General features: G+C 42.7%; 17 protein-coding genes. 13 read left to right on the forward strand and 4 right to left on the reverse strand.

Going from position 1 to position 22,172, the window contains the following annotated elements; genetic code table 11:
* Nucleotides 1-25: 25 nt before the first annotated feature.
* Nucleotides 26-970 carry a magnesium transporter CorA family protein gene (locus tag ADH27_RS05725; RefSeq protein WP_006597173.1) on the reverse strand — a complete coding sequence of 315 codons (945 nt, stop codon included), beginning with the start codon at nt 968-970 and terminating at the stop codon, nt 26-28.
* 121 nt (nt 971-1,091) lie between these two features.
* Between ADH27_RS05725 and uvrA the strand changes: the two genes are divergently transcribed.
* The 5 genes from uvrA (at nt 1,092) to nusB (ending at nt 6,474) form a co-directional block, all read left to right on the forward strand.
* The gene (uvrA, locus tag ADH27_RS05730; protein WP_048716417.1) at nt 1,092-3,917 is read left to right on the forward strand and encodes an excinuclease ABC subunit UvrA; all 2,826 of its coding nucleotides are present in this window, start codon (nt 1,092-1,094) and stop codon (nt 3,915-3,917) included.
* Nucleotides 3,914-4,981: a M24 family metallopeptidase gene (locus ADH27_RS05735; RefSeq protein WP_048716421.1), complete on the forward strand. Its 1,068-nt coding sequence runs from the start codon at nt 3,914-3,916 to the stop codon at nt 4,979-4,981. Before uvrA ends, ADH27_RS05735 begins: the two co-directional genes overlap by 4 nt.
* An 85-nt stretch (nt 4,982-5,066) precedes the next feature.
* Nucleotides 5,067-5,627 carry an elongation factor P gene (efp, locus tag ADH27_RS05740; RefSeq protein WP_048716425.1) on the forward strand — a complete coding sequence of 187 codons (561 nt, stop codon included), beginning with the start codon at nt 5,067-5,069 and terminating at the stop codon, nt 5,625-5,627.
* Between the two features lie 36 nt (nt 5,628-5,663).
* Nucleotides 5,664-6,053: an Asp23/Gls24 family envelope stress response protein gene (locus tag ADH27_RS05745; RefSeq protein ID WP_006595687.1), complete on the forward strand. Its 390-nt coding sequence runs from the start codon at nt 5,664-5,666 to the stop codon at nt 6,051-6,053.
* On the forward strand, nt 6,046-6,474 hold the full coding sequence (nusB, locus tag ADH27_RS05750; protein ID WP_048716428.1) for a transcription antitermination factor NusB: 429 nt from the start codon (nt 6,046-6,048) through the stop codon (nt 6,472-6,474). The genes ADH27_RS05745 and nusB overlap by 8 nt, the downstream gene beginning before the upstream one ends.
* A gap of 248 nt (nt 6,475-6,722) precedes the next feature.
* On the opposite strand, the gene ADH27_RS05755 is transcribed toward nusB, so the two are convergent.
* On the reverse strand, nt 6,723-7,688 hold the full coding sequence (locus ADH27_RS05755) for a LacI family DNA-binding transcriptional regulator (protein WP_048716431.1): 966 nt from the start codon (nt 7,686-7,688) through the stop codon (nt 6,723-6,725).
* Nucleotides 7,669-9,123 (reverse strand): sucrose-6-phosphate hydrolase, encoded by a 1,455-nt coding sequence (locus ADH27_RS05760; protein ID WP_048716434.1) that lies wholly within the window; start codon nt 9,121-9,123, stop codon nt 7,669-7,671. Before ADH27_RS05760 ends, ADH27_RS05755 begins: the two co-directional genes overlap by 20 nt.
* 380 nt (nt 9,124-9,503) lie before the next feature.
* On the opposite strand from ADH27_RS05760, the gene ADH27_RS05765 reads away from it, so the two are divergent.
* The 4 genes from ADH27_RS05765 (at nt 9,504) to ADH27_RS05780 (ending at nt 13,565) form a co-directional block, all read left to right on the forward strand.
* A complete protein-coding gene (locus tag ADH27_RS05765) occupies nt 9,504-11,393 on the forward strand; it encodes a sucrose-specific PTS transporter subunit IIBC (RefSeq protein WP_048716436.1) in 1,890 nt (629 codons plus the stop codon).
* 199 nt (nt 11,394-11,592) lie between these two features.
* On the forward strand, nt 11,593-12,486 hold the full coding sequence (scrK, locus tag ADH27_RS05770; RefSeq protein ID WP_048691124.1) for a fructokinase ScrK: 894 nt from the start codon (nt 11,593-11,595) through the stop codon (nt 12,484-12,486).
* A 107-nt stretch (nt 12,487-12,593) separates the two neighbouring features.
* Complete coding sequence (locus ADH27_RS05775; RefSeq protein WP_048691122.1) at nt 12,594-13,004, forward strand: peptide deformylase; 411 nt, start codon at nt 12,594-12,596, stop codon at nt 13,002-13,004.
* A 45-nt stretch (nt 13,005-13,049) separates the two neighbouring features.
* The gene (locus tag ADH27_RS05780) at nt 13,050-13,565 is read left to right on the forward strand and encodes a phosphatase PAP2 family protein (RefSeq protein WP_048691120.1); all 516 of its coding nucleotides are present in this window, start codon (nt 13,050-13,052) and stop codon (nt 13,563-13,565) included.
* 61 nt (nt 13,566-13,626) lie between these two features.
* Here ADH27_RS05780 and queG read toward each other — a convergent pair whose 3' ends face one another.
* The gene (gene queG / locus ADH27_RS05785; protein WP_048716439.1) at nt 13,627-14,760 is read right to left on the reverse strand and encodes a tRNA epoxyqueuosine(34) reductase QueG; all 1,134 of its coding nucleotides are present in this window, start codon (nt 14,758-14,760) and stop codon (nt 13,627-13,629) included.
* Nucleotides 14,761-14,903: 143 nt separating this feature from the next.
* Here queG and manA point away from each other — a divergent pair, with 143 nt between their 5' ends.
* The 4 genes from manA (at nt 14,904) to secA (ending at nt 22,167) form a co-directional block, all read left to right on the forward strand.
* On the forward strand, nt 14,904-15,848 hold the full coding sequence (gene manA / locus ADH27_RS05790) for a mannose-6-phosphate isomerase, class I (RefSeq protein ID WP_048716441.1): 945 nt from the start codon (nt 14,904-14,906) through the stop codon (nt 15,846-15,848).
* Nucleotides 15,849-16,081: 233 nt separating this feature from the next.
* Complete coding sequence (locus ADH27_RS05795; protein WP_048716443.1) at nt 16,082-16,822, forward strand: MerR family transcriptional regulator; 741 nt, start codon at nt 16,082-16,084, stop codon at nt 16,820-16,822.
* A 375-nt stretch (nt 16,823-17,197) separates the two neighbouring features.
* On the forward strand, nt 17,198-19,042 hold the full coding sequence (locus ADH27_RS05800) for an APC family permease (RefSeq protein WP_048716446.1): 1,845 nt from the start codon (nt 17,198-17,200) through the stop codon (nt 19,040-19,042).
* A 605-nt stretch (nt 19,043-19,647) separates the two neighbouring features.
* Nucleotides 19,648-22,167: a preprotein translocase subunit SecA gene (gene secA, locus ADH27_RS05805; RefSeq protein WP_048716449.1), complete on the forward strand. Its 2,520-nt coding sequence runs from the start codon at nt 19,648-19,650 to the stop codon at nt 22,165-22,167.
* Nucleotides 22,168-22,172 lie beyond the last annotated feature (5 nt).

Raw genomic sequence — 22,172 nt, forward strand, 5'->3', positions numbered from 1 at the left:
TACTCCTTAGTGTTATTAGTAGGTGTTAGAACCATTTTTTATGGATGAGGTAGACAACGAGCGATCCGGTCATGGCAAAGGCAATAAAGATAATGAGCCAGAAAGCATTAGGTTCTCCGTTGAGGGGGAGATCATTGTTTTTAAAGTTCATGCCATAGGCTGAGAAGATCATGGTTGGGATGGACATGACGATGGTCACCATGGCCAAGGTTTTCATGATATTGTTCTGGTTGTTGGAGATGATCGATGCGAAGGTATCGGTCATAGAGTGGAGAATGTTTCCATAAATATCTGCCATCTCAATGGCCTGTTGAGTCTCGATCAAGGTATCTTCCAACAGATCCTCGTCTTCCAGGTATTTCTTGATGTTGCTGGTGGCACTGGTCAATTTCTTGATTACGCGCTCATTGGTTTTCAGAGAGGCCTTAAAGTAGACGATGGTTTTTTCTAATTCCATCAGCTCAATCAGCTCTTCATTACGCGTTGATTTGTGCAGTTGACTTTCAATCTGTTCACTCTTACGATCCAGGGTACGAAGTGCGGTCAAGTAGAGCTCCGCATTGCGATAAAGGATCTGGAAGATGAAGCGGGATCGCATGAAGGTATAGAAATTCCGCAAGCGACGATTGATAAAGGTGTCTAGGAGAGGCAACTCTTCCAAGCAAGTGGTGATGATAGCCTCTTCTGTTAGGATAATTCCCAAAGGGATGGTGACATAGTAGGTCTGATTGTTCCGCTCTTCCTTGATGGGAACGTCTACGATGATCAAGGTATATTCATCTTCGATGGTCATACGGGACATTTCTTCCGCATCGAGCGGTGCCCGTAAGTCGGCAATATCGATGTTAAAAGCAGAGGCGATTTCCATCGATTCACTTTGGGAAGGATTGACAAGGTTGATCCAGCTACCGGGTTCCAGTGTCTCTATTTCTTTAAATTCAGTCGTTGTCGATAAAAAGACCTGTTTCATGGTGCCTCCCCTTGTTTTTTTACACCTTAACATTATAACAGAAAAAGCACGCTTTTGGATAAAAGAATGCTGAAAAATTTGATATAATGAAGGATAAATAAATTGATGAAAAGTGGAAGAAATGCTCGATAAAATTGTCATTCATGGAGCGCGTGCTCATAATTTAAAAAATATTGATGTTGAAATCCCTCGAGATAAGCTGGTTGTGGTCACTGGTCTATCAGGTTCTGGGAAATCGAGCTTAGCCTTTGACACTCTCTATGCAGAAGGACAAAGACGTTATGTAGAGAGCCTGTCAGCCTATGCTCGTCAGTTTTTAGGAAATATGGAAAAACCCGATGTGGACTCGATTGATGGCCTAAGTCCAGCCATTTCCATTGACCAAAAAACAACCAGCAAAAATCCGCGGTCAACGGTTGGAACGACAACAGAAATCAACGATTACTTACGCCTTCTATATGCTCGTGTGGGGACTCCTTACTGTATCAATGGCCATGGAGCGATTACGGCTTCTTCGGTCGAGCAGATCGTTGACCAAGTTTTGGAATTGCCGGAGCGCCAACGCCTGCAAATCTTAGCGCCCATTGTTCGTAAGAAAAAAGGCCAGCATAAGAATATCATCGAAAAGGTGCAAAAAGACGGCTATGTCCGGGTGCGTGTGGATGGCGAAATCTTTGATGTGACAGAGGTCCCAGAATTATCCAAAAGCCAACAGCACACAATTGAGGTTGTCGTAGACCGGATTGTCATCAAAGATGGCATTCGGTCCCGTCTCTTTGATTCGGTCGAAGCGGCGCTTCGGATCGCAGATGGCTATGTGGTCATCGATACCATGGATGAAAATGAACTGCTCTTTTCAGAGCACTACGCTTGCCCGGTTTGTGGCTTTACCGTCCCTGAGTTGGAACCTCGTCTCTTTTCATTTAATGCCCCCTTTGGCTCTTGTCCAGATTGTGATGGACTAGGAATCAAGCTAGAGGTTGACTTGGATTTGGTTGTTCCAGATGCTAGCAAGACTCTCCGTGAAGGAGCTCTGGCACCATGGAATCCGATTTCTTCTAACTACTATCCTCAGATGTTGGAGCAGGCCATGATCCAGTTTGGGATTGATATGGACAAGCCATTTGAAGACTTGTCTCCAGAAGAGCGACACTTGGTTTTCTATGGTTCTGAGGGCAAGGAATTCCATTTCCATTATGAGAATGAATTTGGTGGGGTTCGCGATATTGACATTCCTTTTGAAGGGGTCGTTACCAATATTAATCGCCGTTACCACGAAACGTCTAGCGACTTTACTCGCAATCAGATGTTGTCCTACATGAATGAATTGACTTGTGCTACCTGCCATGGGTATCGCTTGAATGACCAGGCCTTGTCTGTCCGAGTAGGAGGAGAGAAGGGGCTACATATTGGGCAAATCTCGGACTTGTCCATTGAGGACCATCTTAAGGTGGTAGCTGATCTCAAATTAACCAAGAATGAGGAGACCATTGCTCGACCGATTCTCAAAGAAGTCAAGGATCGTTTGACCTTCTTGAACAATGTTGGCTTGAGCTATCTGACCCTGTCTCGCTCGGCCGGGACTCTATCTGGGGGAGAGAGTCAGCGGATTCGCTTGGCGACCCAGATCGGATCCAACCTCTCAGGTGTCCTCTATATCCTGGATGAGCCTTCGATTGGCCTTCATCAGCGGGACAATGACCGTTTGATTGCCAGTCTTAAGAAGATGCGCGATTTGGGCAATACCTTGATTGTCGTCGAACACGATGAGGATACCATGAGAGAGGCTGATTACCTGATCGACGTCGGTCCAGGAGCCGGTGTCTTTGGTGGCGAGATTGTTGCGGCTGGAACACCTAAGCAGGTAGCTCGCAATAGCAAATCCATCACCGGTCAGTACCTCTCTGGAAAACGGGCTATCCCCGTACCAACGGAACGGCGGGTAGGTAACGGTCGCTTTATCGAGCTAACAGGGGCCGCTGAAAACAACTTAAAAGAGGTGACAGCACGCTTCCCGCTGGGCAAGTTCATTGCTGTAACAGGTGTTTCTGGCTCAGGGAAGTCCACCTTGGTCAACAGTATTTTGAAAAAAACGCTGGCTCAAAAATTGAATCGTAATTCAGAGAAACCAGGAAAATACAAGACTATTTCAGGAGTTGAGCACATTGATCGACTGATTGATATTGATCAAAGTCCGATTGGCCGCACTCCACGCTCCAATCCAGCTACCTATACAGGTGTATTTGACGACATTCGCGATCTCTTTGCCCAAACCAATGAAGCCAAGATTAGAGGCTACAAAAAAGGCCGCTTTAGTTTCAACGTCAAGGGGGGCCGGTGTGAGGCTTGTTCGGGAGATGGCATCATTAAGATTGAGATGCATTTCCTACCGGACGTCTATGTACCGTGTGAAGTCTGCCATGGGCGACGCTACAACAGTGAAACCCTAGAAGTTCACTATAAAGAAAATAACATCTCCCAGATTTTGGACATGACTGTCAATGATGCAGTGGATTTCTTTAAACATATTCCAAAGATTAATCGCAAGTTGCAGACGATCAAGGATGTCGGCTTGGGCTATGTGACCCTGGGACAGCCGGCAACGACACTTTCAGGAGGAGAAGCCCAGCGGATGAAGTTGGCTTCTGAGCTTCATAAGCGTTCGACAGGTAAGTCTTTTTATATTTTGGATGAGCCGACAACAGGACTTCATACAGAGGATATCTCTCGTTTGCTCAAGGTTTTGGAACGGTTTGTGGATGATGGCAATACCGTTTTGGTTATTGAGCACAACTTAGATGTCATTAAGACAGCGGACCATATCATCGACTTAGGACCAGAAGGTGGTGTCGGTGGTGGTACCATTATTGCGACAGGAACACCAGAAGAAGTAGCCAGCAACCCAGCTAGCTTTACAGGACAGTATTTGAAAGGGAAATTACAATGAACCAACGAATTACAAATCTACGAACTAAAATGAAGGCACAGGATTTAAAAGCTGTCCTCATTAACAACTTGAAAAATGTCTACTATTTGACAGGTTTCTGGGGATCAAATGGGACTGTTTTGGTGACAGAAGAGCGCGTGGTCCTCTTCACCGATTCGCGCTATACCATTCATGCCCATGCGACTTGTTTCCCCTTTGTTGAGATTGTTGAAACCCGCAATGAATTGGAAGAAGCGGCAAAAATTGTCAAAGACGCAGCGATCCAAGAACTTGGCTTTGAGGATGAGATCACAGTTGCCTATCATACTCGTCTGGCGACAGTTTTCTCAGGAGTCTCTCTAAGAGCCTTGTCTGATTTTGTGATGGAGTTTCGTTTGATTAAGGATGAGACAGAAGTGGCAACCATCCGCAAGGCCTGCAGTATTTCAGATCAAGCCTTCCTAGATGTGCTGGAGTTTATCAAGGTTGGTCGAACAACAGAGTTAGAAGCGGCAACTTTCCTGGATTTCAGAATGCGGGAATTGGGAGCGTCAGGTGTATCCTTTGATATCATCTCCGCTGCGGGAGAGCGCTCTGCTATGCCCCATGCGACTCCAAGTGATCGCATCATCTCTGCTGGGGATGCCTTGACCTTGGACTTTGGCTGTCTCTACAACCATTACGTCAGTGATATGACCCGGACCATTTATGCAGGTCATGTCAGCGACAAGGAAAGAGAAATTTACGAAACGGTCTTGAAAGCCAACCAAGCTCTCATTTCTGAAGCCAAGGCTGGACTCGGTTTCCGTGATTTTGATAAAATTCCTCGGGATATTATTGAGGCTGCAGGATACGGTCAGTACTTTACTCATGGAATTGGCCATGGAATTGGCTTGGACATCCATGAAGAGCCTTATTTCAGTCAAACTTCAAAAGAAGTTATCAAGGCGGGGATGGTTTTGACAGATGAGCCAGGGATCTACATTGAAGGCTTATCTGGTGTCCGGATTGAAGATGATCTCCTGATTACGGAAACTGGCTGTGAAGTCTTGACCTTGGCACCGAAAGAATTGATTGTGATCTAAGGAAATTTGCAGAGACAGATTTGAGAAATCTGAGCATTTGTGATAAAATAAAGAGTAATATATTTTTAAAAAGAGGTATGAAAACATGATTGAAGCAAGTAAGTTGAAAGCTGGTATGACCTTTGAAACAGCTGATGGAAAATTGATCCGCGTTTTGGAAGCTAGCCACCACAAACCAGGTAAAGGAAACACCATCATGCGTATGAAATTGCGTGATGTACGTACTGGTTCAACTTTTGATACAAGCTACCGTCCAGAAGAAAAATTTGAGCAAGCTATTATTGAAACTGTACCGGCTCAATACTTGTATAAAATGGATGATACAGCTTACTTCATGAATACTGAAACATATGACCAATATGAAATTCCTGTTGTCAATGTTGAGAACGAATTGCTTTACATCCTTGAAAACTCAGAAGTGAAAATTCAATTCTACGGAAGTGAAGTGATTGGGGTGACTGTTCCTACAACTGTTGAATTGACAGTTGCTGAAACTCAACCATCTATTAAAGGTGCTACAGTGACAGGTTCTGGTAAACCAGCTACAATGGAAACAGGTCTTGTGGTAAACGTTCCAGACTTCATCGAAGTAGGACAAAAATTGATTATCAATACAGCTGAAGGAACTTACGTTTCTCGTGCCTAATCAGCTCTAAAATAGGTCTGATAGAAAGGAACTTCTATGGCAACTGAACAATACGGCGAAATCGTCATTGCACCTCGTGTGCTAGAAAAAATTATTGCGATTGCGACTGCAAAAGTAGATGGTGTTCATTCTCTTGAAAACAAGAGTGTATCGGATAGCCTTTCAAAACGTGCTCTTGGACGTGGGGTTTACCTTCGTACACAAGAAGATGGTCAAATCTCTGTTGACATTTACCTCTATCTAGAGTATGGTGTAGCAGTCCCTAAAGTAGCGGTTGCGATCCAAAAAGCAGTAAAAACTGCTGTCTACAATATGGCAGATGTGACCTTGGATGATGTCAATATCCATGTGGTTGGAATCGTGACTGAAAAAGCAGCGAAACCTGATTTGAAAGATTTGTTTAATGAGGATTTCCTCAATGACTGATATTTTATTTGAATCACGTCGTGATCTACGGGAGCGTGCCTTTCAAGCTCTAATGAGTTTAGAGTATGAAGGGGATGTTGTAGAAGCCTGTCGATTTGCTTTTACTCATGACAAAGAGGAAACAGACCAGGAAGTGGAAATTCCAGCTTTTCTACTCAATTTGGTATCTGGTGTTCGTCAATCAAAGGATGAATTGGATCAACAGATTGCCCAACACTTGAAAACTGGATGGACCGTCGAACGCTTGACTCTAGTGGAGAAAAACATTCTTCGTTTGGGTGTGTTTGAAATCACTTCATTTGATACCCCTCAGTTGGTTGCAGTGAATGAAGCGATTGAATTAGCTAAAACATTTTCAGATGAAAAGTCTGCTCGGTTTGTGAATGGTGTCTTAAGTCAATTCGTAACGGAAGCAGAATAAGATAGAAAAGAAACCACCTCCGAGGGTGGTTTCTTTTTGAGTATAGAGCTTCGCTTGATCATGATAAGGAAAAAGACTGGTACAAAAGTCTTGCCTCTCAATTGATTTTGGATTGTCTAACAAGACGCAGTGGTTGAGTGGGCTCTACTGCGCTGATTTTATCAGCTTTTACAGCCCTACTCAACTGTGCGGAGGTGGGACGACGAAATCGAATTCTAACGAATTACCGATTTCTGTCCCACTCTCTTTTAAACACTTTTTCCAGGTAAAACACTAACAGGGAGAAAATAGCCTGTTGTTTTTACGTCTTTTCCTTCGATTTTTTGAAGAAGAAGGTCGACTGTCAGGCGAGCAATCTCTTGTAAGGGTTGCTTGATGGTGGTGAGACGGGGGAAATAATTTTCGATAAAGTAGGTCCCGTCATAGCCAATGATCTTCAGGTCTTCTGGAATGGCAATGCCGAGTTCGTCAGCGATTTTCATCACCAAAATAGCCGTTAGATCGTCAGACGCAAAGATGGCATCCGGTTTTTGCTGGGTCAAGATGGACTTGATTTCCATTTCTTTGCGAATGGGTGAATAATCACTGGAAACATTGATAATTTGTGCTTCTGGTAGGACGGAAGCAAAGCCAGCATGCCGGAGGCCAGTAGGGGAATTGGAGTTATCATTCCCTGTGAGCATGATAATCTTTTTTGCCCCCGTCTTGGCAAGGGTTTCCGCAGCGAGAACGCCCCCAGCGTAGTTATCCGACGAGACGACAGGAATCTCAGGGGAGAGGTTCCGGTCAAAGGCGATGATAGGAGCTGTGACTCGGTTATAATCTTCAATTCCCAGATTATGACTACCAGAAATAATCCCATCTACTTGATTGGCTTCTAGCATTTCGATGTATTCACGTTCTTTTTCCGAATCATGCTCGCTATTACAAATAATGGTTTTGTACCCATGTTTAAATAGTTCTTCTTCCAGTTTATCGATTAATTCTGCATAGAAGACATGGCTGATTTTTGGGAAGATTAAGCCAATTAACTTGGCTGATTTTCCTTGTAGGCTCCGAGCGATCGTATTGGGCTTGTAGCCCAATTCTCTCATGGCCTCTTTAACTTTTGAGACAGTTTTTTCAGATAAATAGCCCTTTTTGTTAATGACTCGTGAAACTGTCGTGGGGCTGACGCCAGCTAATTTGGCGACATCAGTGAGCTTTGCGACCATAGTCTAGTTCGTAGTATGTTCCAGTAGGTGTTCCGGATTTGATCAAGATACCAGTTTGATCAGCATGCGGGAAGACACGACCAGAGAATACCTTTTCTCCTTTGTTGATAAAGATTTCAAAAACCGAGTTATCGATGAAAATTGTAGCTGTTGTCGCTTGATTTTCGATCGGGCAAGTACGAGTAGTTCCAAACTCTTGGGCATACTGTTCGCCAGCTTGGCTACGGTCGACAATGACTTGACCATTTGCAATATCAAAAGTAATAGAAAGTCCTTTGCCTTCTTTATCGGCTAGGAGAATAATCTCACTTTTGCTATTGGCTTCAAAGGCTAATTCTAACTCGTAGCAATTATTGGTTGTTTCCTTGTTTGTAAATTCGGAAGAAGTGGAGCGGAGCTCTTTTACTGCTTCGACCGGATATTGATAAAGTTTACCGTCCTGAATAGTTAACTCTTTGACCAAAGAGAAGGCTCCTTGGTGGTCATAGCGATCGGATGGGTATGCGACATCTGGTAGACCTAACCAGCTAACCGTTAAGGCTCTTCCATCAGGAGTGTTGAAGCCTTGAGTTGCATAGGCTTCGAAGCCGTAGTCCAAGTTGTGTAATTCAGATACGTCAACGAGACGAGCTTGTTCAGGATCAAAAGAAGCCCCAATCTTATACATATTTGGGTAGATGTTATCGTAATCGAGGACTGCTTTGTCCAAGCCTTGAGGACAATACAGAAGAACTGCTTGCTCGCCGATGAAGACCAAGTTAGGACATTCCATCATATAAGCTGTACGATCATTGTTGAAATCAAGATCGCCTACTTCAACCCAGTTGGTATAATCGTTATTCACCGCTTTGTAAAGGCGAACGAATCCTTTTTTCTCAAGGTCTTGACCACCGACGATAGCATAGTATTGATCTTTGAATTTAAAAATCTGTGGGTCGCGGAAATGATCGGTAGCATCCTCTGGCTGATCAATGAGGATTTGGTCGATTTTTTCAAGATTTCCATCCTGATCTAAGAGGGCCCCAATTTGGTAGGGATGACGGATCCACTTCTCGTCTCGTACATTTCCTGTATAGAATAAGAAAAGTTTATCATCGAATTGCATAGCCGAACCAGAATAGGCTCCGTGGCTATCCAAAGGTGTGTCTGGTAAGACTTTAAGACCAGTTTCTTTAAAATGAACTAAATCATCACTTTCCAGTTGTACCCAAGACTTCAATCCGTGAGCGGCTCCAAAGGGAAAATTCTGGTAAAAGAGAATCCATTTACCATTAAAATAGGAGAAACCATTCGGGTCATTTAAAAGTCCAGTTTTGGGTTCGACATGGTAATGAGTATGCCAAGGAGAATTAGCCATGTTTTCTTTAATTTGTTTCTTTTCTTCTTCGGTCCAGTCTTCATACCGTTTGTACCGAAGTTCTGTTGTCCATTCCATTTGACTCCTCCAAAATTTTTCTTACTTCCATAGTACCGATTTCTATAAAAAAAAGCAAGACTTTGGCCAAAGAATTGAGAAAAAATGTCAAACGTTTATCATAAAATTTAGTAGGAGGAACTAGATTTGGTTTATGAAAACAAATGAAAGAATGAAAGTTTTTGAAAACAAGCTGATACAAAGCTTCTAATAGGATAGATAGATTGGGCATTAATGTGAATGAAAATGAAAAACAATTGTTTCAAACAATCAAAAATCGCAAAATGTTATCAAAAACTTTCTGCAAAACGGTTGACATATTTTTAATACGTGGTACAATTAAATGCGTAGAGACGGGTGAACCGTTTTCAAAACAATAAAAAATAAGGAGATTTTTGCAAATGTCAAATACAGAAATTGCAAAAAAAGTCATCGATGCGATCGGTGGAGTTGAGAACGTCAACAGTGTTGCTCACTGTGCGACTCGTCTTCGTGTGATGGTGAAAGATGAAGCGAAAGTCGACAAAAATGCTGTCGAAAATATTGAAAAAGTTCAAGGAGTTTTCTTTAACTCAGGTCAATACCAAATTATTTTTGGTACTGGAACTGTAAATAAGATCTATGATGAAGTTGTCGCTCTTGGATTGCCAACTTCAACTAAGGCTGAGATGAAAGCAGAAGCCGCTAAGCAAGGAAATTGGTTCCAACGGGCTATCCGTACTTTTGGTGATGTCTTTGTACCAATCATCCCAGTTATTGTTGCGACAGGTCTCTTCATGGGTGTCCGTGGACTCTTGAATGCCCTTGGTGTGACTCTTCCAGAAGATGTTACGACTTATACTCAAATCTTGACAGATACGGCCTTTATCATCTTGCCAGGTCTTGTCGTTTGGTCAACCTTCCGTGTCTTTGGTGGGAACCCAGCGGTTGGTATTGTTCTTGGTATGATGCTTGTTTCTGGTTCACTTCCAAATGCCTGGGCTGTTGCTTCTGGTGGTGAGGTGACTGCTATGAAATTCTTCGGCTTTATTCCTGTCGTAGGGTTGCAAGGATCTGTTCTTCCAGCCTTTATTATCGGGGTTGTTGGAGCTAAGTTTGAAAAAGCTGTTCGTAAAGTAGTTCCAGATGTCCTTGATCTCTTAGTGACACCATTTGTTACTCTTTTCGTAATGTCAATTCTTGGTCTATTCCTTATTGGACCAGTATTCCACGTTGTTGAAAACTACATTCTTCTTGGAACAAAAGCTGTTCTTAGCTTACCATTTGGTCTTGGTGGGTTGTTGATTGGTGGGGTACACCAAATTATTGTCGTATCAGGTGTTCACCACATCTTCAACTTGCTTGAAATTCAATTGCTTGCTGCTGACCATGCCAACCCATTTAATGCTATCATCACAGCTGCTATGACTGCTCAAGGAGCTGCTACTGTAGCGGTTGGTGTGAAAACTAAAAATCCTAAATTGAAAACTCTTGCTTTCCCAGCTGCTCTTTCTGCCTTCTTAGGTATTACTGAGCCTGCGATTTTTGGGGTTAACTTGCGTTTCCGTAAACCATTCTTCCTTTCATTGATTGCAGGTGCTATCGGTGGTGGATTGGCTTCACTTCTTGGTCTTGCTGGTACTGGTAGTGGAATCACAATCATTCCAGGTACAGTGCTTTATGTAAATGGTCAACTCCCACAATACTTCCTTATGGTAGCAGTATCATTTGCTCTTGGTTTTGCTCTTACTTACATGTTTGGTTTTGAGGATGAAGAACCTGAAACTGTAACTGAAAGTGCTACAACAGATCGTTTTGTTGAGGAAGCTGTGACTGGAACCGTTCCTGCAACTCTTCAAGATGAAACCATTATTTCACCAATCGTTGGGCAAGCTGTTGCTTTAGAAAATGTGAATGACCCTGTCTTCTCAAGCGGTGCTATGGGTCAAGGGATTGCAGTGAAGCCATCTGAAGGTGTCGTTTATGCTCCTGCAGATGCTGAAGTAACGATTGCTTTTGCAACTGGACATGCCTTTGGTTTGAAGACAGCGAATGGTGCTGAAATCTTGATCCACGTTGGGATTGACACTGTTTCAATGAATGGTGACGGTTTTGAGCAAAAAGTTGCACAAGGTGACAAGGTTAAAGCTGGTGATGTTCTTGGAACATTTGATTCTGCTAAAATTGCAGCAGCTAGTCTTGATGATACAACAATGGTCATCGTCACAAACACAGCTGACTATGCTTCAGTAACTCCAGTAGCTACTGGTGCAGTTGCTAAAGGCGATGCGATTATTGAAGTAAAAGCATAATTTAAAATATGATTGCTCAAGGACTGGTTAGGGTATCCTCCAGTCCTTGAATTTTGTTTGGAGATGAGGTTTGGAATAAAAAAGTTTCTCACCTAATGTTGAAACATAAATAAGAGTAGTTTTTTCTATAAGGAATAGAAGTGAACCGTTTTCCTTTATGATATAATAGAAAAAAAGAGAATTGAAGAAGAGGATTGATATGACTAAATTATATGGAAGTCTTGAAGCTGGTGGAACAAAGTTTGTTTGTGCTGTAGGTGACGAAAATAATAACGTCATTGAAAAGACACAGTTTCCAACAACAACCCCTATTGAAACCCTTGATAAATGTATTGAGTTTTTCTCTAAATTTGATAATCTTGCTGGTTTAGCGATTGGTTCATTTGGACCGATTGACATTGATAAAAATTCAAAAACATATGGTTTTATTACAACAACTCCCAAACCCCATTGGGCGAATATTGATGTGGTAGGGGCTTTCCGTCGTGCATTAAATGTACCGATTTACTTTACAACGGACGTAAATAGCTCGGCATATGGTGAAGTTGTCGCTCGTAATAATGCGGGTGCACGGATTGAAAACCTAGTCTACTATACAATTGGTACAGGTATTGGTGCAGGTGTCATCCAGCGTGGTGAATTCATTGGTGGAGTGGGACATCCTGAAATGGGCCATTACTATGTTGCTAAACACCCAATGGATGTTGAAAAAGAATTTAATGGTGTGTGCCCATTCCACAGAGGCTGTTTAGAGGGTCTTGCGGCTGGTCCAAGTCTGGAAGCTCGTACTGGTATTCGTGGGGAAAATATCGAACTCAATAGCTCTGTATGGGATATCCAGGCCTACTATATTGCTCAAGCTGCTGTCAATGCTACTGTAACCTTCCGACCAAATGTGATTGTATTTGGCGGAGGAGTGATGGCACAACAGCATATGTTGGATCGCGTTCGTGAAAAATTCACAGTATTATTGAACGGCTACTTACCAGTTCCAGATGTTCGTGACTACATCGTGACTCCTGCGGTAGCTGGAAATGGTTCAGCAACCTTGGGTAACTTTGTCTTAGCAAAACAAGTCAGCAAAAAAGACTAATCAGGTAAGGCTGAATCAACAAAAAGCATGAAATGCTAGGGGAGGGAGTTCTTCGTCGGTAAGATGGATGAATGACCTTCTCTTTTTTAAGCAAGAGAGGAGAGAAGATGGAAAAAGCCATTATGAAGGATCCCTTCTTTTTGAGTCAAGTGTCTGAAGAAGCGACAAAAGAGGATTTGTATCTGGCGCAAGATTTACAAGATACCTTACGAGCTCACCAGGATTCCTGTGTTGGCATGGCGGCCAATATGATTGGTGTACGCAAGCGAGTGATCATTATCCAATTTGGTTTGATGCCCTTGGTTCTCTTTAACCCTGTTCTAGTCAAGAAAGAAGGAGTTTATGAGACAGAAGAGGGGTGCCTTTCTTTGGCAGGGAGCCGAAAAACGAGCCGCTTTGAAAAGATTCAGGTCTCCTATCGCGACATGAATTGGAAGCCTCAGCTCATAAGCTTAGAAGGTTTTGCGGCTCAGATCTGCCAGCATGAGCTAGATCACCTGGAAGGGATTTTGATCTAGGTCCAGTTGCTGCTTATTAAGGAATCGATCGAAGAGAAATTGTTGATGAAAAAAGAATATTTGTTCTATGAACGGGTTAGACCATTTTTTGTGTCCCATCCCTATTATCTTTCTTTATTAAAGTGGGCTAACCGCCTCGTCACCCTCCTGATGCCACTCCTTTACTTTTATGTTCTTTGGGCAGCCTATCTGAAAGCTTCCGAGCTTTGGGTTGTTCTTGCCTATCTGTTGGTTCCAGCCTCTGGCTTTATTTTATTGAGTGTCATTCGAAAAGCAATCAATTGGCCCCGTCCCTATGAGCTTGGCGCATTTCCACCTCTCTTAGAGAGAGAAGGCAAGGGGAGTTCCATGCCAAGTCGGCATGTTTTTTCGGCGGCAATCATTTCGACGGTAGCTTGGGGTGTGAATCCTCTTCTATCGAGCCTAGGTCTCTTCTTGGCTCTGCTATTGGCAGGAGTTCGTGTTCTGGCGGGACTCCATTTTGTCCGTGATGTCGTAGTCGGATTTGTCGTTGCACTCCTATGGGGGATCGTCAGTTTTTCTCTATTAGGAATTTTCTGATAGAGGCTGTATGAGAGAAGAAAGAAATGATTAAAAACTGCCTAACTTAGTTAGGCAGTTTTTAATTATGTGAGATTTGGTGTTGGAATTTTTGGAAGAACCGTTCACGTTCTTCTATAATCGCAGGACTAGGGTTTTTGAGGGAAGTTAACAAATCAACCAAGTCAGGTGTGACTTCTCGAATCAGCTCTCCCAGTGACCAAATGGCTGTTGCAATATGAATCTGGTTTTGCGAGGTTTCGATGATTTCTAACAGTTTAGGAATAGCAGACCGGTCATTAGCATTGGCCAAAGCAATGATAGCATTGCGCTGGAGAATATTCTTTCCCCGCCAACTACCAGCGACCATTCCAAATTTTTCCTTGAATTGTCCATTGGATAACTCAATAAAGGGGATTAATTCTGGATGAGCTAGTTCAGGATCGATATCAGTGGCTAATGGATTGTCCAGACCACGATTGTAGGGGCAACAGATTTGACAGATATCACAACCGTAGATGACCGTTTTAATCTTTTTACGGAATTCCAGATCCATCATCCCTTTGTCTTGAGTCTGAAAGGATAGGCAACGTCGGGCATTCATGGTGCCATCCCCGATTAAGCAAGAAGTCGGGCAGGCTTCTACACAGCGGTTACAATCTCCGCAACCATAGTCAACGGCTTGATTGGGTTCAATCTCTAGGTTGGTGATAAGCTCCCCTAAAAACATATAAGAACCGTATTCTTTTGAGATGACGAGGCCGTTCTTTCCGATAAAGCCAATCCCTGCTCGTTGAGCAACCGCGGTATCCACTAAGGCACCGGTATCCACCATGCCCTTGTATTCGAAGTCGGCGGTTAATTCTTCAATCCCTCGTGCTAGGCGGTCTAATTTATCCTGCAAGACATAGTGATAATCAAGGCCCCAACTATTGGGGGTGAATTTTCCGCGTTTATAGGCTGTCTTCTGAGGTTGTTGTTTTAACTTGTGAGGATAGGCAACGGCAATGGAGATAATCGTTTTAGCAGAAGCTAAACTTAAGCGTGGTTGGATTCGTTCTTCAATATTTTTGTGCTCAAAACCAGAATTCCGGCCTTCTTCCACAGCTAGGCGGAGGGATTTTTCTAAATAGGAAAAATCATCCGCAGTGGTAAAGCCGATTTTTGAAATACCAATGGAGTGAGCCAATTCGATAATGGATTCTTTGAGGTTCATATTCCTATTATAGCGGAAAGCCGGTAAAAATGCGAAAAACGTGCAAAAAATTAAAAAGGGGCTAAAGAATTTGGCAAGGCTTTCAAAAACGAGTGAAATTTGGTATAATAAGGTATTGAATACAAGGATATATGGAGGCAGGTATGTCACAACCGCTATTTTTACAATCAGTTATGCAGGAAAAGATTTGGGGTGGAACTAGATTACGAGATGAGTTTGGCTATGAAATCCCGAGCGATCATGTAGGTGAATACTGGGCTATTTCGGCCCATCCACATGGTGTTTCTGTTGTTAAGAACGGACCTTATGCTGGAATGGGCTTAGACCAACTATATGCTGAGCATCGCGAATTGTTTGGGAATCGACCAGAACCGGTCTTTCCTTTGTTGACAAAGATTCTAGATGCTAATGACTGGCTCAGTGTTCAGGTTCACCCAGATGATGCCTATGGAATGGAGCATGAAGGAGAACTTGGGAAAACTGAGTGCTGGTACATTATTGCCGCTGATGAAGGGGCAGAGATTATCTATGGTCACCACGCTCAGTCTAAGGAAGAATTGCGTCAAATGATTGAAGCCAAAGAATGGGATGATCTGTTAGCACGGGTTCCTGTGAAAGCGGGAGATTTCTTCTATGTGCCAAGTGGTACCATGCATGCCATCGGTTCGGGTATCTTAATCTTGGAAACCCAGCAATCGAGCGATACAACTTATCGAGTTTACGACTTTGATCGCAAAGATAATCAAGGAAATTTACGTGAGTTGCACATTAAACAGTCCATTGATGTGCTGAACTTAGGGGCTCCAGCGAATAGCCGACCAGTTGAGGAAAAAGTCGATCACTTGTCATCGACTTTGTTAGTGGCCAATGATTTCTTTGGTGTTCACAAGTGGGTAGTCAATGGGGAAGTCCGATTTGAAAAGACCCATGATTATAGCTTGGTGAGCGTTCTCTCAGGGCAAGGAAGTCTTCAGGTAGATGGGGTAGATTATCCGATTGGAAAAGGAGACCACTTTATCTTAACGAGTGAAGTTGAATCTTGGACTTTGGAAGGGCAAGATTTAGAATTGATCGTGAGTCATCCATAAAAAAGAAAGGGTTTGAGTTAAAAGCTGTGGAACAACTCAACCCTTTTTTATCTGAAAACTATTTTTATGTTAAGTCTTGACTCTGACCTAAGGGGAGAGATTATACTATCTTTGTAATACTCTTCGAAAATCAAATTCAAACCACGTCAGCATCGCCTTACCGTACTCATGTACAGCCTGTGGCTAGCTTCCTAGTTTGCTCTTTGATTTTCATTGAGTATAAGGAGGAAATCATGTACCATATCAAAGAAGCTGCAGAGCTGTCAGGTGTCTCTGTCAAGACCTTGCACCACTATGACAAGATAGGACTTCTCGTCCCTGTGAAATCTGAAAATGGCTATCGGACATACAGTCAAGAAAATTTAGAACGACTACAGGTGATTCTCTACTACAAGTATCTAGGATTTTCCTTAGACCAAATAGCAGAACTCTTAGCTGAAGAAAAATCTAACTTATTGCCCCATTTGACCAAACAGTTGGACTATTTGACTCAAGAAAGACAACGTCTGGATACCTTGATTTCTACCTTGCAAAAAACCATTCAAGAACAAAAAGGAGAAAGAAAAATGACCATTGAGGAAAAATTCACTGGATTTAGCTACCAAGATACTCAAAAATACCAGCAAGAGGCGGTAGATAAGTACGGTCAAGAAGTCATGGACCAAGCGCTTGAACGTCAAAAAGGTCGAGAAGAGGAGGCGACAAGAGCCTTTAATCAAGTCTTCCAAGTCTTGGCGAAAAACTTCCAGGCTGGTTTGCCAGTAACAGCATCGGAAAATCAAGAAGAAGCAGCCAAACTTTTAGACACGATTCGAACGTATGGATTTGACTGCTCTATAGAGGTTTTTAGCCATATCGGCAAAGGCTATGTCTATAATCCAGAATTCAAGGAAAACATCGACAAGTTTGGAGCTGGTACAGCCCAGTACACTTCGGATGTCATTGCCTTTTATGTCGAAAATCAAGCAAAATAAAAAAGTGAGAGTGGGACAGAAATCGGTAATTCGTTAGAATTCGATTTCATCGTCCCACCTCCGCACAGTTGAGTAGGGCTGTAAAAGCTGATGAAATAAGCGTAGTAGGGCCCACTCAACCACTGCGTCTTGCTCGACAATCCAAAAATAATTGAGAGGCTAGGATTTTTTTCCCGGCCTCGTTTTTCGCTTGGATAAATTTGAAAAGAAGCTGGCAGATCTAAGAGAGCTTGAATGAATGAAGACAATGAAAACTTTATGAAAATTTCATAATTTAAGTTGACAGTCTTGAAAAAAAGGAGTAGAATAACCCCTGTTTTATGAAAAAGAGGCAGGGAATTCCCGGCCTCATGATCTTTTTTCAAGGAGTTTTTTATGTTTTCAACATTGAAAAAATGGTTTATTGGCCGTCCGTTGAAATCTGGTGCAGAAGGTGAAGGAGGATTGCTAGGGAAAATGCAGGCCTTGGCTATGCTCTCTAGTGACGCACTTTCTTCTATTGCCTATGGTCCAGAGCAAGTTATCCTGGTCTTGATGACCGTATCAGCAGGAGCCATTTGGTGGTCCATTCCAATTGGGATTGTGGTCCTGGTTCTCCTAGCCAGTTTAACGATTTCTTATCGTCAGGTCATTCATGCCTACCCTCAAGGGGGAGGAGCCTATATGGTGACTTCGGAGAACCTGTCTCCCAAAGCGGGGTTGATCGCTGGTGGAAGTCTTTTGGTTGACTATATGCTGACAGTAGCGGTATCTGTTTCTTCCGGTGCAGATGCTATCACGTCAGCGATTCCCTCTCTTCATCCTTATAATCTTCACATTTCCATTTTGTTGGTCTTGCTTTTGATGCTGATGAACCTTCGGGGACTGCGCGAATCGGCCACATCCTTGATGATTCCGGTCTACCTGTTCATCGTCAGTACCATTGCCTTAATCGGCTATGGCGTGATCCAAATTTTGACAGGGCATTTGGCCTATAACGCGACTGCGCATGTTGGCCAAACTATTTCAGGGGTTAGCATTATTCTCTTGTTGCGGGCCTTTACGAGTGGATCGGCTTCCCTAACAGGGGTTGAAGCCATCTCCAATTCGGTTCCCTTCTTTAAGAAACCAAAAGCAAAGAATGCTGCCTCTACTTTGACCATTATGGCTTTGATTTTGGGGATCATGTTTGCAGGGATTACCTTCCTTAATTACTGGGTGGGTGTTGTTCCGGCAAAAGGGGTAACAACTCTAGCCCAAATGGCCCAAGCCATCTTAGGGAATTCCCCAGTCGGTCAAGCCTTCTTTTACGTCTTTCAATTATCAACAGCCTTGATCCTGGCAGTAGCGGCGAATACTGGTTTCTCAGCCTTTCCAATGTTGGCCTTTAACATGGCTAAAAACAAATACATGCCACACATGTATATGGAAAAAGGAGATCGTCTGGGCTATTCCAATGGGATTTTGACCTTGGCGATTGGTGCCATCGTCTTGCTCTTGATCTTTGATGGACAAACAGAAAGCTTGATTCCGCTTTATACCATTGGGGTCTTCATTCCTTTTGCCCTTTCTCAAACAGGGATGGTCATTCATTGGAAACGCCAATATCAAAAAGGATTTCTTAAGTATTCGCTGGCTAATATCCTCGGGGCTGCTATCTGTTATGGGATTGTCTTGATCCTCTTGTTGTTCCGTCTGAGTGAGATCTGGCCTTTCTTCCCTATAATCGGTCTTTTACTTTGGATGTTCTTGAGCATCCGTAATCACTATGATAAAGTTGCGTCTCAATTGCGTTTGGGAAGGAAGATCGAAAAGACAAATTACGCGGGCAATACTGTCATTGTCCTTGTTGGGAATGTCACTCAGGTAAGTGTGGGAGCTATGAGTTATGCAAATAGCCTAGGAAACGATGTTGTAGCGATGCACGTATCAACGGAAGAAACCAAGGTCAAAGATGCTGAGGTAGCAGAAGAATTTAAGCATTATTTCCCTCATATTCGCTTTGAAAATGTTATGACAAGTTACCGGGACATTATCCAACCAACAGTTGAATTTGTCTCAAAAGTAGCTGAGGAGGCCAAGGAAAAAGGGAACACCGTCACAGTCTTAGTTCCTCAATTCATCCCTAAAAAACATTGGCAAAATATTCTCCACAACCAAATGAGTTTGAAATTAAAGTATGCACTTCGTTGGCATGAAGAAGTGGTTGTGGCAAGCTATTCTTACCATTTGTCTGAATAACTATCGTATAAAGAAGAGATGTCTGCTATAGAGGTGATTCGGATTAAAAACAAAGTTGCCTAAAACTTTCCTAATGTGAGTGCGGACGTCAGCGAACTTCTTCGAAGTTCCAAGACTAAATCAAGATACAAAGGGCGTCTGCGGATAAAGTCAAAATAGGAAGTTTGACGCAGAATCTTTTGATTCTAGGAAAACTTATCTTTTTGACACAATCCGTAGCCCGTGTTCAATTTGTATTGAGCCCCTTCGCTTTTTGGTTTTCAGGCTCAGGCTAAAACAGTTCACCGAACTGTTTTACTCTCAATAATTCCGAGTGCCTGAAATACAATTGTTTCAGGCACTTTTCTCACAGCAGAAAGTTTTAGTAGATGATTGAATGATTCTAACGAGTATAATTTTTATAGAATTTATTAGATTTGTATAAATGAACAGTTTGTCTCCACTTTCAGATGTCTGCTTGAGCAGGCATCTTTTTGAATTTTCTCACACGAAAAACCCACTCGAAAGTCTTGTAAGATACAGCCTTTATCTTGAAAAAATGTTTAAAAAATGCTATAATAAAAAGAACGTTTAAAATTTAAGAAATTTGAAAAGTAAGGAAACTAATGGCTAATTTATTAAAAACGATTATCGAAAATGATAAAGGTGAATTAAGACGATTGGAAAAGATGGCAGACAAGGTCTTCTCATACGAAGATCAAATGGCTGCCTTGTCAGATGATGAACTGAAAGCGAAAACAGAAGAGTTCAAGCAACGCTACCAAGATGGCGAATCATTGGATGATCTCCTCTATGAAGCTTTTGCGGTAGTTCGCGAAGGTGCCAAGCGTGTCTTGGGCTTGTTCCCATATAAAGTACAGGTCATGGGTGGGATTGTTCTTCACCATGGTGACGTTCCAGAAATGCGTACAGGGGAAGGGAAAACCTTGACTGCGACCATGCCGGTATATTTGAATGCCCTATCTGGTAAAGGAGTACACGTTGTCACTGTCAACGAATACCTGACAGAACGGGATGCGACAGAGATGGGGGAATTGTACTCATGGCTTGGTCTTTCAGTAGGGATTAACCTAGCAGCAAAATCTCCATCTGAGAAAAAAGAAGCTTATCTCTGTGATATTACCTACTCGACTAACTCAGAGATTGGATTTGACTATCTTCGTGATAACATGGTTGTTCGTGCCGAAAACATGGTACAACGTCCTTTGAACTATGCCTTGGTCGATGAGGTAGACTCTATCTTAATCGATGAAGCCCGTACGCCATTGATTGTCTCAGGTCAGACTTCTACAGAAACTAGCCAACTTTATCACATGGCGGATGCCTTTGTGAAATCTTTGGAGGAAGAAGACTACATTATTGATGTCCCTTCAAAAACCATTGGTTTGTCAGATTCTGGGATTGATAAGGCTGAAAGCTACTTTAAGCTTGAAAACTTGTATGACATTGAAAATGTTGCTTTGACGCACTACATTGACAATGCACTCCGTGCCAACTACATCATGATTTTGGATATCGACTATGTGGTCAGTGAGGATCAAGAAATCTTGATCGTCGACCAATTTACAGGTCGTACCATGGAAGGTCGTCGTTATTCAGATGGCTTGCACCAAGCGATTGAGGCTAAAGAAGGTGTACCAGTCCAAGAAGAAACCAAAACATCCGCTTCTATTACTTACCAAAACTTGTTCCGGATGTACAAGAAACTTTCAGGTATGACAGGTACTGGTAAAACAGAAGAAGAAGAATTCCGTGAAATCTACAACATTCGCGTTATTCCAATTCCAACCAACCGTCCGATTGCTCGTATCGACCATCCAGACCTTCTCTACCCAAGCTTGAAATCGAAGTTTAAAGCTGTAGTAGAAGATGTAAAAGCTCGCTATGAAAAAGGACAACCAGTCTTGGTGGGTACCGTTGCCGTTGAAACCAGTGACTACCTATCTAGTCTCTTGGTTGAAGCGGGCGTTCCTCACGAAGTCTTGAATGCGAAAAACCACTACAAAGAAGCGCAAATCATCATGAACGCTGGTCAACGTGGTGCCGTTACCATCGCGACCAACATGGCCGGACGTGGTACCGATATCAAGCTCGGCGAAGGGGTTCGTGAACTCGGTGGACTTTGTGTGATTGGTACAGAGCGTCATGAAAGCCGTCGTATTGATAACCAGTTGCGTGGACGTTCTGGACGTCAAGGAGACCCAGGTGAATCTCAATTCTACCTTTCTCTTGAAGATGAGTTGATGCGTCGTTTCGGTTCAGAGCGCATCAAAGCCTTGTTGGACCGCTTCAAACTAAGCGAAGAAGAATCTGTCATCAGATCTAACATGTTTACACGCCAAGTCGAAGCAGCTCAAAAACGAGTGGAAGGGAACAACTATGACACTCGTAAGCAAGTCCTTCAGTATGACGATGTCATGCGGGAACAACGTGAGATTATCTACTCTCAACGCTATGATGTTATTACAGCGGATCGTGACTTGGCGCCAGAAATCAAGGCCATGATCAAGCGGACGATTAAACGGATCGTTGAAGGAGCGAGCCACTCAAGCAAGGAAGAACGAATCGAAGCTATCTTGAATTTTGCCAAATACAATTTGGTCCCTGAAGATACGATTTCAGAGAGTGATATTGAAGGCAAATCTGATAAAGAAGTGATTGATTACTTGTTTAAACGTGCTGAAGAGGTTTATGAAAACCAAGTAGCGAAATTACGCGATGAAGAAGCAGTAAGAGAATTCCAAAAAGTCTTGATTCTTCGTGTTGTGGATAGCAAATGGACTGATCACATCGATGCCTTGGATCAATTGCGTAATGCTGTCGGCCTCCGTGGTTATGCACAAAACAATCCTGTGGTTGAATACCAATCAGAAGGATTCCGTATGTTCAACGATATGATTGGCTCCATCGAGTTTGATGTGACTCGTTTGATGATGAAAGCTCAAATCCACGAACAAGAGCGTCCACGTACAGAACACAGTATTTCAACGACAGCGACTCGTAATATTGCCGCTCAAAAAACTGATTTACCAGAAGATCTTGATTTGAGTCAAATCAAACGCAATGACATTTGTCCATGTGGATCTGGTAAGAAATTTAAAAACTGCCACGGTAAAAAACTCTAATCGTA

The organism is Streptococcus sp. 343_SSPC, from assembly GCF_001072385.1.
Lineage (GTDB): Bacteria > Bacillota > Bacilli > Lactobacillales > Streptococcaceae > Streptococcus.